This window comes from Streptomyces sp. NPDC107454 (assembly GCF_055582885.1).
Genome location: NZ_JBVJPA010000008.1, coordinates 538388 through 549247 on the forward strand (window position 1 = coordinate 538388; position 10860 = coordinate 549247).

The 10860-nt window shown below is 71.9% G+C and carries 12 protein-coding genes; 6 read left to right on the forward strand and 6 right to left on the reverse strand.

Going from position 1 to position 10860, the window contains the following annotated elements:
* Positions 1–55: 55 nt before the first annotated feature.
* Complete coding sequence (locus ACZ69M_RS23275) at positions 56–1210, reverse strand: GGDEF domain-containing protein (protein ID WP_470052406.1); 1155 nt, start codon at positions 1208–1210, stop codon at positions 56–58.
* A gap of 101 nt (positions 1211–1311) precedes the next feature.
* The gene (locus ACZ69M_RS23280; protein WP_470052408.1) at positions 1312–2118 is read right to left on the reverse strand and encodes an enoyl-CoA hydratase/isomerase family protein; all 807 of its coding nucleotides are present in this window, start codon (positions 2116–2118) and stop codon (positions 1312–1314) included.
* A 220-nt stretch (positions 2119–2338) separates the two neighbouring features.
* On the opposite strand from ACZ69M_RS23280, the gene ACZ69M_RS23285 reads away from it, so the two are divergent.
* On the forward strand, positions 2339–3094 hold the full coding sequence (locus ACZ69M_RS23285; RefSeq protein WP_470052410.1) for a hypothetical protein: 756 nt from the start codon (positions 2339–2341) through the stop codon (positions 3092–3094).
* A 31-nt stretch (positions 3095–3125) separates the two neighbouring features.
* On the opposite strand, the gene ACZ69M_RS23290 is transcribed toward ACZ69M_RS23285, so the two are convergent.
* Both ACZ69M_RS23290 and ACZ69M_RS23295 read right to left on the reverse strand, forming a co-directional pair.
* Positions 3126–4445 carry an adenylate/guanylate cyclase domain-containing protein gene (locus ACZ69M_RS23290; RefSeq protein ID WP_470052412.1) on the reverse strand — a complete coding sequence of 440 codons (1320 nt, stop codon included), beginning with the start codon at positions 4443–4445 and terminating at the stop codon, positions 3126–3128.
* Between the two features lie 160 nt (positions 4446–4605).
* Entirely contained in the window at positions 4606–5499 is an 894-nt protein-coding gene (locus ACZ69M_RS23295; protein WP_470052414.1) for a biotin--[acetyl-CoA-carboxylase] ligase, read from the reverse strand.
* 321 nt (positions 5500–5820) lie between these two features.
* On the opposite strand from ACZ69M_RS23295, the gene ACZ69M_RS23300 reads away from it, so the two are divergent.
* Positions 5821–7422, forward strand: a complete 1602-nt coding sequence (locus tag ACZ69M_RS23300; protein ID WP_470052416.1) for an acyl-CoA carboxylase subunit beta — start codon at positions 5821–5823, stop codon at positions 7420–7422.
* Between the two features lie 24 nt (positions 7423–7446).
* Entirely contained in the window at positions 7447–7653 is a 207-nt protein-coding gene (locus tag ACZ69M_RS23305) for an acyl-CoA carboxylase subunit epsilon (protein ID WP_352049761.1), read from the forward strand.
* Here the strand turns inward: ACZ69M_RS23305 and ACZ69M_RS23310 are convergent.
* Positions 7650–8780, reverse strand: a complete 1131-nt coding sequence (locus ACZ69M_RS23310) for an SGNH/GDSL hydrolase family protein (RefSeq protein WP_470052418.1) — start codon at positions 8778–8780, stop codon at positions 7650–7652. The two genes, ACZ69M_RS23305 and ACZ69M_RS23310, sit on opposite strands and share 4 nt — an antisense overlap.
* A gap of 164 nt (positions 8781–8944) precedes the next feature.
* Here ACZ69M_RS23310 and mmpB point away from each other — a divergent pair, with 164 nt between their 5' ends.
* On the forward strand, positions 8945–9073 hold the full coding sequence (mmpB, locus tag ACZ69M_RS23315) for a morphogenic membrane protein MmpB (RefSeq protein ID WP_096239832.1): 129 nt from the start codon (positions 8945–8947) through the stop codon (positions 9071–9073).
* 88 nt (positions 9074–9161) lie between these two features.
* Positions 9162–9782 (forward strand): Maf family protein, encoded by a 621-nt coding sequence (locus tag ACZ69M_RS23320; protein WP_470052421.1) that lies wholly within the window; start codon positions 9162–9164, stop codon positions 9780–9782.
* On the opposite strand, the gene ACZ69M_RS23325 is transcribed toward ACZ69M_RS23320, so the two are convergent.
* Complete coding sequence (locus ACZ69M_RS23325) at positions 9783–10304, reverse strand: hypothetical protein (RefSeq protein WP_470052423.1); 522 nt, start codon at positions 10302–10304, stop codon at positions 9783–9785.
* A 355-nt stretch (positions 10305–10659) separates the two neighbouring features.
* Here ACZ69M_RS23325 and ACZ69M_RS23330 point away from each other — a divergent pair.
* The coding region (locus tag ACZ69M_RS23330) for a biotin carboxylase N-terminal domain-containing protein (RefSeq protein WP_470052425.1) at positions 10660–10860 on the forward strand (201 nt) is incomplete at its 3' end.

Consider the following 10860-nt stretch of genomic DNA (forward strand, 5'->3'; position numbering starts at 1 on the left):
GTGGGTGGGCGGTTGACCCCTTACTCCGACGTACGTCACACACGCCCGCGCGGACTCAGGGGCGAGGGTGCTCGTGGCGCCCACGGAAGCGGCGGCGTTCGCCCCGCGCCGGGGAGGGCGCGTCGGCGAGACGCACGACCGGGTCGTCGGGGCCCTCGCGCCCGGCGACGACGGGCTTCGCGGCCCGTACGGCCTTCGCGCGGTACTGGGCGGCGTCGGCCAGCCGGAAGAGCCGCCGCGCCGAGCGCACCGGACCGATCGGGTCCGCGGTCGAGGCGACCCCGCACGCCACCCCCTCCCCCAGCTCCAACTCGGCGGCACGGCGGCAGAGTTCGTCGGCGATGCGGACGACTTCGTCGGCCTGCGGGCCGACCGCGAGCAGGCAGAACTCGTCACCGCCGAGGCGGGCGGCGAGCGTGCCCGGGAGCATCGCCCCGCACAGCGACAGCACCGATCCGAACCGCTCCAGGAGCCGGTCGCCGACGGCGTGCCCGCGGGTGTCGTTGACGTTCTTGAGTCCGTTGAGGTCACAGACGACGAGGCTGACCGCGGCCCCTTCCTGCCGGTGCAGCTCGATGGCCTCGTCCAGGCGTACGTCGACGGCGCGGCGGTTGGCGAGTCCGGTGAGGGCGTCCGTGAACGCGAGGCGCCGGGCCTCCTCCAGGCGCTCGGTCTGGGCGAGTCCGGCGGCGACGACGGAGGCCAGCACGGTCGCGAAGTCCGCGTCGGCCCGGTCGAAGACGGGTGCCGTGACCGGGCGGGCCACATACAGCTCGCCCCACGCCCGCCCGTGCAGCACGATCGAGGCGACGACGCAGCAGCCGCGGCGGCGCCGGCGCAGGGCGGCGACTCTCTGGTGGCAGTAGCCGACGGGGCCGGCCGCCGGCCCGGCGGCGGTCTCCACCCAGGCGTTCGGGCCACCGCCCCCGGCCCAGCGCTCGTGCAGGAACTCGGTGATCTCCGGGAACTGGTGCACGGGGTAGGCCTCGCCGTCCGGGAACTCCTCCTCGTCCGGCGCGCGTTCGCCCACGTTCGCCAGGACCCGCAGCCGGCCGAGCTCGCGCTCCCACACGGAGAGCGCAGCGAAGCTCCCGGCGAGCGCGTGGCAGGCGCCGAGCGCCGCGGCCCGCCAGGACTCGCGCGGAGTGCGTGCCGCCGCCATCCCCTGCGCCAGCTCCACCACGGCCCTCAGCCGTCTGTCCTCACCCATCACTCCAGGCTAGGGATATTCGCGACGATTCGGGATATTGGTGAGGCGAACAGGGGTCCGAGCGGCCGTACCGGCCGAAGGATGCCGGGAAGCATGGGGGGCTACTCCCCCGGCCACTGCGGCGGGCGCTTCTCGTTGAACGCGGCGACTCCCTCCGCGCGGTCCCCCGAGAAGGCGACGGACCGCCAGGCCGCGTCCTCCACCTCCAGGCCCGCGCGCAGGTCGAGCCCGTGCCCGAGCCGCAGCGCGCGCTTGGCGGCGCGCAGGCCGACGGGGGAGTTGGCGGCGATGCGGGCGGCGAGCGCGAGGGCTTCGCCGCGGTCCTGGCCCGCGTCCACGAGTTCGTCGACGAGGCCCAGCTCCCTCGCCTCGCCCGCCTCCAGCCGCCGCGCCGAGAAGATCAGCTCGGCCGCGCGGGCCGCCCCCACCCGCCGCGGCAGCAACTGCGTGCCGCCGCCGCCGGGAATCACCCCGACCGACACCTCCGGCAGCCCGAGCACCGCCGTACGGTCGGCCACGATCAGGTCGCAGGACAGGGCGAGCTCGAACCCGCCGCCGAGGGCGAAGCCGTGCACGGCGGCGATCGTCGGCATCGGCAGCTCCAGGACGCCGGTGTACGCGGCCCGTGCGACGGGGCGCTGGCGGACCAGGTCGGCGTCGCTGAAGGAGTTGCGCTCCTTCAGGTCGGCGCCGACGCAGAAGGCGCGCTCGGCGGTGGAGGTCAGCACGACCACCCGCACGTCACGCTCGCCGCCGAGTGCCTCGCAAGCGGCCGCGATGGAGCGGGCCATCTCCGTGGACACGGCGTTCATGGCCTTCGGCCGGTCGAGGGCGAGTTCCGCGACGTGCGCGTGCCGCCGTACGACGACGAACTCCCCGAACCGCCGCTCGTCCCCTTGCTCCGCCATGACACCCTCCTGGTGAACGGTTAACGCGGGTTAACTCCCGATGCCTCCGATCATCGCAGCCACCCCTGCCCGGCGAAACCCTTCACCTTCCCTCCCCTCGCCCCGCACTCCCCGTTCGAGTGACATCCCGCCCAACTCCCGCCCCACGCCCCCAAAACGCGCATAACCTGCGCACCGCCCGGTGCTTCGGGGGGCGCGGGCACATCGGGGAGGGATGACCATGACGAACGGCACGACGACAGACGTGACGAGGCCGTCGACAACACCGACGGACACTCCACGCACCCCGTACTCCCTGCCCCCGGCCTGGCGCGCACCGGTCCCTGCGGCGACACGTGAACCCGGCGCCGCGGCAACCCGCGCTGTGTCGCGCCCCGTGGCGGGCGAGACGGTCGGTCCGCTCCCGGAGCGGGGCGGCCGGGGGCGGCACCGCAAACCGCGGCCCCGGCGGGCGCTGTTCGCCGTGGGTGGGCTCGCGCTGGCCGCGGGGGCGTTGAGTCTGGCGCGGATGGCACCGGAGTCGGTGGTCGGCGGCGGGAGCGGGAACACGGAGGCGGAGCCGAGGCCCGGGGCCGCCACGGACGAGGGGCTCGACGCCGCGCCGACCGTCTGGGCCGTGCCCTCCGCGCATCCGGCGCCCCCGGGCCCGACCGGCGGGCAGGGCGGGGCGAGCGCGACCCCGGCCTGGGGCGGGAGCCCGGCGCCCGCGGCACCGTCGACGGCCGCCTCACCCTCAGCTACGGCGACGATCCCGTCCGCCCGGGCGAGCGCCCCCGTGGCGAGCGTGCCGGACACGACCGGCATCCCGACCGCGCCCGTCGTCGTACCGTCGCAGCCACACACGCAGCGTCCGCCGGACCCGAGTCCCACCACCCACGCCCCGGCCCCGGCGCCCACCCAGAACCCGCCGGGTCTGTGCGTGCCGATCGTCGGCATCTGTGTGAACGATCTGGCGGGCCCCGCCGCACGCCATTGAGGGAAACAGGGTCTTTCGAGGGAAACGGGGCCTACGGCTGGTCGCCGTTCCGGCGGGCCAGCAGCCATGGTTCGACCACGCCGAGGCCGCGGACGGGGCGCTGCCACATGGGCTGGAGGGCGAAGCGGTAGACGGGCGGCTCCTCGCCCTCCTTCTCCGCGGCGGCCGCGGCCTCGGCGGCCTCCGCCTCGGAGGCGGGCGCGTCCCCGGTATGGATCAGTTCCTCCGCGAAGGCGCCGTCCACCAGGACGGCATCCCGTGGCGCTATCGACGTGAGCCGCGAGGCGAGGTTCACCGTCGTACCGAAGACGTCGCCCATGCGGGTCGTCACGGTGCCGAAGGCGATGCCGACGCGCAGCTCCGGCATCGTCTCGTCGTTGGCCATCGTCTCGATGAGGCGCAGAGCGATCTCGGCGGCGATCCCGGCGTCGTCCGCGGAGTACAGCACCTCGTCACCGAGGGTCTTGATGAGGCGCCCCCCGTGCGCGGCCACCAGGTCGGCGGCGGTGGTCTCGAAGGCCTCGACGAGCTCGCCGAGTTCCTCCTCCTCCATCCGGCGCGTCAGCCGCGTGAAGCCGACGAGGTCCGCGAAGCCGACGGCGAGGCGGCGGTCGACCATCTCCTCGTCGTCGCCTGCCTGGACGACGCGGCCGGTCGCGGCGGCGAGCTGGCGCCGCCAGACGTAGACGATGAACTCCTCCAGCTCGGGCAGGAGCAGCTCGATCAGGGGGTACGTGACCTCGGTGCGCGTCATGCCCGGCTCGGGGGGCTCGGTCAGGCCCTCCAGGAAGGAGTCGATCTGCCATTCGGCCAGGCGGGCCGTGGTCTGCCCGGTGGAGCGGGCGACCTGGACGGCCATGGCCTCGCTCAGCAGGCCCGCCTCGACGAGACCGGCGAGGCGCCGCAGCGCCAGTACGTCGGCCTCGGTCAGGGCCTTGGCCTGGCCGATGTCGGCGAAGCCCATGGCCCGCCAGAAACGCGAGGCCAGTTCCATGGAGACGCCTGCGCTGCGGGCGGCCTGGAAGGGGGTGTAGCGGCGCTCGGCGCCGAGGATGAGCGTTTCGAGGCGCAGCGCGAGGGGGTCCTCGCCGGAGTCGACGGACTCCTCGTCCATCCGGTTCTGCGCGTCCAAGCGGCTCTGTCCGTCCATCCGCCCGGTCGTCTCACCGGTCGGCCCGGTCGTCCCACCGCTCGTCTCACCCGTCGGTCCGGCGGTCTTCTCGCCGGCCATGTCACCGTTCGTGTCGACGCGTGCGGGCGCCGGGTCGGTGACCGGCCCGGCGGTACGCCCCGGCTCACCGTCGGGGGCGGGGTATGCACCCGTGCCGGAGCCCGTGTCGTCGACGGTCACGCCTGCTGCCCTTCCGATCTGCCTTGGTCAGGGATCGACCGCGGTCAACTCTACGGCAGGTGTGCGCTGGCTCACTCCTGACTCGTACGCCCGGTCGGAGCTCGGCACCACGATCGGTTCCGGGCCCCACCGCTGAGTACGGTCTACCGGCCTCCTCGGCTCACGCCGGCCGCAGATGGACGATGTCCCCCGCTCCCACCGGCTGCTGTACGCCCTCCTCCGTGGCCAGGACCAGACGCCCGTCCCCGTCGACCGCCACCGCTTCCCCGGTGATCGACGTGTCGCCGGGCAGTTCGGCACGCACCACCCTTCCGAGGGTCGCGCATCCCGCGGCATACGTCTCCTGGAGACCGGAGGCGGCGGGGTCGCCCCCCACGTCCCGCCACTTCCCGTACCACTGCTCCAGGGAGCGCAGGACGGCCCGCAGCACGGTGTCACGGTCCGTGGTCGTGGCGCCCGCGAGGGCGAGGGAGCCCGCGCCGGGCACGGGGAGTTCGTCCTCGCGCAGGGTGACGTTGATCCCGATGCCGACGACGACCGCGTCGTTCCCGGCGCGCTCGGCGAGGATGCCGCCCGTCTTGCGCTCCTCGCCGCCCACGGTGACCAGCAGGTCGTTGGGCCACTTGAGCGCCGTGTCGACCCCCGCCACCCGGGACAGGGCCGTGGCCACCGCGACCCCGGTGAGCAGCGGGAGCCAGCCCCAGCGCTCGACGGGAACCCCGGTGGGCCTCAGCAGCACGGAGAAGAACAGGCCCGAGCGGGCCGGGGCCGTCCACTGGCGGTCCAGACGGCCCCGCCCGGCGTTCTGCTCCTCCGCGACGAGGACGACGCCCTCGTCGGCCTTCTCGTCCGTGGCCAGGGCCACGAGGTCGGAATTGGTGGACCCGGTGCGCGGCACGATCCGGACATCGCCCCAGAGCCCGCCCTCGCGGATGAGAGCCCGGCGCAGGGCGGTGGCGTTGAGCGGCGGACGGTCGAGGTCGGACCACCGGTCCGACCTCGACTCACCGTGCCCGTCGGAGGGGCTTCCTTCTGAACCTGGTGGCTTCGTCATGCAACCCACCCTAGGTTTGACATCCTCCGCCCCGCGAGAAGGGGACGGATTCCAGCCCTGCTGAGCCGAGGTTCACGGGCGCTCGATCACTCTCGTGATGTCACCCCTCGGCGTGTCCCGCCGCGAGGCACCCGTCCTACGGCTGGTCCCGGTCTCTGCGCGGCCTGATCCGGAGATCTCGTCCCCGCTGAAACCAGAGGGGGAGTGTGGTAAACGCCGCACTGCCGAACGGTATCGGCACCACTACCCTACGAGTCAGTAGCAACCCCCTGAGCACATCATCCTCATATTCGCACTGAGCAGGCAGGGAGCCGCATCCCGATGTCCGAGCCGGAAGAGCTGCACCACCCCGACATCCACACGACCGCGGGCAAACTCGCGGACCTGCGGCGCCGCGTCCAGGAAGCGACGCACGCCGGCTCGGCACGCGCTGTCGAAAAGCAGCACGCCAAGGGCAAGTTGACGGCCCGTGAGCGGATCGAGCTGCTGATCGACGAGGGCTCGTTCGTCGAGCTGGACGAGTTCGCGCAGCACCGCTCGACCGACTTCGGCATGGAGAACAACCGGCCCTACGGCGACGGTGTCGTCACCGGCTACGGCATGGTCGACGGCCGTCCCGTCGCCGTCTTCTCCCAGGACTTCACCGTCTTCGGCGGCGCCCTGGGCGAGGTCTTCGGCCAGAAGATCATGAAGGTGATGGACTTCGCGCTGAAGACCGGCTGTCCGGTCATCGGTATCAACGACTCCGGCGGCGCCCGCATCCAGGAGGGCGTCAGCGCGCTCGGCATGTACGGCGAGATCTTCCGCCGCAACACGCACGCCTCCGGTGTCATCCCGCAGATCTCGCTCGTCGTCGGCCCCTGCGCGGGCGGCGCGGTGTACTCCCCCGCGATCACCGACTTCACGGTCATGGTCGACCAGACCTCGCACATGTTCATCACGGGTCCTGACGTCATCAAGACGGTGACGGGCGAGGACGTCGGCTTCGAGGAGCTCGGCGGCGCGCGCACCCACAACGCGGTGTCGGGTGTGGCCCACCACATGGCGGGCGACGAGAAGGACGCCATCGAGTACGTCAAGCAGCTGCTGTCGTACCTGCCGTCCAACAACCTCAGTGAGCCCCCGGTCTTCCCCGAGGAGGCGGACCTCGCCCTCACGGACGAGGACCGCGAGCTGGACGTGATCGTGCCGGACAGCGCGAACCAGCCGTACGACATGCACGCGGTGATCGAGCACGTCCTGGACGACGCCGAGTTCTTCGAGACCCAGGCGCTGTTCGCACCGAACATCCTCACCGGCTTCGGACGGGTCGAGGGCCGCCCGGTGGGCATCGTCGCCAACCAGCCGATGCAGTTCGCCGGCTGTCTGGACATCGACGCGTCCGAGAAGGCGGCCCGCTTCGTGCGCACCTGCGACGCCTTCAACGTCCCCGTCATCACCTTCGTGGACGTCCCCGGCTTCCTCCCGGGCGTCGGCCAGGAGCACACGGGCATCATCCGCCGCGGCGCCAAGCTGATCTACGCCTACGCCGAGGCGACCGTCCCGCTCATCACGGTCATCACCCGCAAGGCCTTCGGCGGCGCCTACGACGTCATGGGCTCCAAGCACCTGGGCGCGGACCTCAACCTCGCCTGGCCGACCGCCCAGATCGCGGTGATGGGCGCGCAGGGCGCGGTGAACATCCTGCACCGCCGCACCATCGCAGCCGCCGAGAGCGCCGGAAATGGTGACGCCACCCGGGCCCGCCTGATCCAGGAGTACGAGGACACCCTCCTCAACCCCTACACGGCGGCCGAGCGCGGCTACATCGACGCGGTGATCATGCCGTCCGACACCCGCTCCCATGTCGTACGGGGCCTGCGTCAGCTGCGTACGAAGCGGGAATCACTCCCTCCGAAGAAGCACGGCAACATCCCGCTCTAGAACCCCGGACCCTTGGGAGCAGACATGACGATCAAGGTCGTACGGGGCAATCCGACCCCGGAGGAGCTGGCCGCCGCTCTGGCGGTGGTCCGAGCGCGCGCCGCGGCGGCCACCACGCCACCCGGCGCGCCCGGCAGCCGGGACTCCTGGTCGGACCCGTCCCGCATAGCCGCCCAGCACCTGCCCCAGCCGGGACCCACGGCATGGACGCGCACGTACTGGCCCGCCTAGAAGCACTCCGACACCTCCTCGGCCATCACCTCGTACCCGGCGTCATTGGGGTGCAGGTGATCGCCGAAGTCGTACACACCCCGTAGCCGATCCGGATCTCCCGGATCGGCCAACACCTCGTTGAGGTCCACCACCGCGTCCCACTCCCCCGCCCCGAGCATCCACCCGTTCACCTCACGGCTCACCTTCGCCGCCCGCTCCCCCCAGTGATCGGACCCCCCGAAGGGGAGCAGCGTCGCCCCGATCGCCCGCAGCCCCCGCCCGCGAGCCTGCCGTATCAACTCCCGGTACCCGTCGATGAGTTCATCGGCCTCCACCACCGGCGCGGGCTTGTACGTCGGCTGTTCGTCCGTCTCGCTGAACCCGATGTCGTTGAGCCCCAGCAGCACGACGACCGCCTCGACCCCGGCCTGGCCGAGAACGTCCCGCCCGAACCGCCGGACGCCCTTCTCCCCGTACCAGGCGGAGTCGTTCAGCAGCAGGTTCCCGCCGATGCCCGCGCCCAGAACGGGCCGCCCCGTGCGCTCGGCGAGCGCGTCCGACCAGCGGCGGTTCGCGCCCGGCGTCGAGCCGAACCCGTCCACGATGGAGTCCCCGAAGAGCACGACACCGTCCGTACGGTCCGCGTCGACCTCGACGGCCGACAGGAAGTACCAGGACTCGCTCGTCTCGCCGAATCCGTCGCCGTCGAGGTCGTCGAGGCGGTCGCCCTGACCCCGGTGGCTCGTCGCGAAGGCCTGGGCGTGGAAGGTCGCGGGCCCGGTGACGGCGTCGAGGTGCAGGGTGACGGTCACGGACTCCAGGGCCTCCACCGCGAGTTCGGCGGGGTCGCTGGCGACCTGTCCGCGCGGCGGGATCTCGACACCCCCGGCCCCCTCGAAGGTGAGCCGCCGCAGTGAGCCGGGCTCGACACCGGCCCCCTCGCCCGCACGGGCCACGGTGGCGCCGGCGATCCGCAGCGGCGAGCTGCCGTACGCGTTCGACAGTCGTATACGAACCCGGCCACCGCCCGCCCCGATGCGGACGACCTGGCGCAGGGACTGGCGCCAGAAGCCCTCCTGGGACCAGTTGGGGGTGAAACCCACGGCGGGGAGCTGGGGCGATGCGGTCCAGGCGGTGGTGAACACGGCAACTGCCTTCCTAAAAGGGACCAGAGTTCCTTTAGTAGATGACATGACCGTAGCAGGCGGGGGCGCATTAAAGGAATCCTGGACCCGTTTAGTCGGGTCGCGGGCAAGTTGAGTACGCGTACTCAGGCGGTCGGCGCCCTCGCCGCCGCACGATCGAAGGCATGCTGTGGTCCGACCCGGAGAACGAGCCGCCCAAGGAACTTCGCGACATGCAGGAGATGTTGCGGCGACTCGGCCTTCTCATGGCGTTGGCCATGCTGCTCGCGATGATCGTCCTCGGAGTGATGTGACCGGCGCGAGGTGATCGGCGCGGCGTGCTCGGCGCGAGGTGGGACAGGGCGACGGGGGACGACACGCCCACGCCGATACCCTGGCCGCATGACTGATCAGCCGCGCCGCCGCCTCGTGCTCGCCTCGCAGTCCCCCGCCCGGCTCGGCCTGCTGCGCCAGGCCGGACTCGACCCCGAGGTCATCGTGAGCGGCGTCGACGAGGACGCCGTCTCCGCCCCGACCCCCGCCGAACTCGCCCTCGCCCTCGCCGAGGCCAAGGCCTCCGTCGTGGCCGCCCGGACCGAGGTCCAGGGCGCCCTGGTGATCGGCTGCGACTCGGTCCTCGACCTGGACGGCGAGGCCCTGGGCAAGCCCGCGGACGCCGAAGAGGCCACCGCTCGCTGGAAGGCGATGCGTGGCCGGGCCGGCACCCTCCAGACGGGGCACTGCGTCTACGACACGGCCGCCAAGCGCTACGCGTCGGCGACCGCGTCCACGGTGGTTCGCTTCGGCGACCCGACCGACGCCGAGATCGCCGCGTACGTCGCCTCGGGCGAGCCGCTCCACGTCGCCGGGGCCTTCACCCTCGACGGCCGCTCGGCCCCCTTCATCGAGGGCATCGACGGCGACCACGGCAACGTCATCGGCATCTCCCTGCCGCTGGTGCGCCGCCTGCTGGCCGAACTGGGCGTGAGCATCACGGAGTTGTGGACCCCGCGGGAGAAGTGATCAGGACGCGCTCGGTGCCGGGGGCGCCGTGACCGGGGATCCCCCGGTACCGCCGTTCGGGTCCCCGTTCGTGCCCCCGTTGCCGTCCTTGCCGCCCGCGCCGTCACCCGGCGCGGCGTCGGCGGGACCCGCGCCGCGGTCGAAGGCCAACAGAGTGAACACGATCAGCCCGAGCGCCACCATCATGAACACGAACGCGCCCCAGCCCACCAGCCCCACCGTGAACGCGCCGAGCAGACCGTGCACCACGGCGGCGCTGATCAGCAGGATGCGGCCGAAGAGGCCCGGGGCGCGGTCGCGCACCGCGACGAGCAGCGCGGCGACGCCGCACACCGCGAAGTAGAGGCCGAAGACCAGCCCCCCGACCTTGGACGAGACGGACATCATGTCCGAGTCGAGACCCGCCAGAGACATGTCCTGGCGGTCGACGACCACGCCGAGGAACCAGTTCAGCAGCGCGATGCCGATCGCCTCCACGAAAAGCACGATCGCCGCCACCCACGCCACCGGTCTGCGCACCACCGGTCCCCACCCACTTCCGAGTGCTGTTACCCCAAGTATGTTCGAGACCTCCCGAACGCTACTAACGGGTAAACGCCGGGACAAGGGTTCGGCCGCGGGCAAAGAATCGTTGGGCCATTCGTAGGGACTCCACAAAGAAACGCTGTGCGTCGCAGCACGGCCTCACAGAGACCTTGACCACACAGGAGGGCTAGGGTTCAGCCAAGGATTCCTGCGTACCGCGGTGTGACAAGGGATCTCGCGGGTCGAGCGAGCCTCGAATCACGCTCCGTGTGGGCAAGCTCACCATTGGGGACGGGTCGAAAGGTCGTGTCGGCAGTCCCTAAACTCGGCTTGTTTCAAGGAGGGAGCCATCGTGCGCAAGGTGCTCATCGCCAACCGTGGCGAAATCGCTGTCCGCGTGGCCCGGGCGTGCCGGGATGCCGGGATCGCGAGCGTTGCCGTGTATGCGGAACCAGACAGGGACGCTCTGCATGTCCGGGCGGCGGACGAGGCGTTCGCCCTGGGCGGTGACACCCCCGCCACCAGCTACCTGGACATCGCCAAGGTCCTCCAG

What these genes read in the sequence shown, in the direction of transcription:
- ACZ69M_RS23275 (WP_470052406.1), bottom strand. Translation starts at nt 1,210, where the DNA reads ATGGGTGAGGACAGACGGCTGAGGGCCGTGGTGGAGCTGGCGCAGGGG.
- ACZ69M_RS23280 (WP_470052408.1), bottom strand. Translation starts at nt 2,118, where the DNA reads ATGGCGGAGCAAGGGGACGAGCGGCGGTTCGGGGAGTTCGTCGTCGTA.
- ACZ69M_RS23285 (WP_470052410.1), top strand. Translation starts at nt 2,339, where the DNA reads ATGACGAACGGCACGACGACAGACGTGACGAGGCCGTCGACAACACCG.
- ACZ69M_RS23295 (WP_470052414.1), bottom strand. Translation starts at nt 5,499, where the DNA reads ATGACGAAGCCACCAGGTTCAGAAGGAAGCCCCTCCGACGGGCACGGT.
- ACZ69M_RS23300 (WP_470052416.1), top strand. Translation starts at nt 5,821, where the DNA reads ATGTCCGAGCCGGAAGAGCTGCACCACCCCGACATCCACACGACCGCG.
- ACZ69M_RS23305 (WP_352049761.1), top strand. Translation starts at nt 7,447, where the DNA reads ATGACGATCAAGGTCGTACGGGGCAATCCGACCCCGGAGGAGCTGGCC.
- mmpB (WP_096239832.1), top strand. Translation starts at nt 8,945, where the DNA reads ATGCTGTGGTCCGACCCGGAGAACGAGCCGCCCAAGGAACTTCGCGAC.
- ACZ69M_RS23320 (WP_470052421.1), top strand. Translation starts at nt 9,162, where the DNA reads ATGACTGATCAGCCGCGCCGCCGCCTCGTGCTCGCCTCGCAGTCCCCC.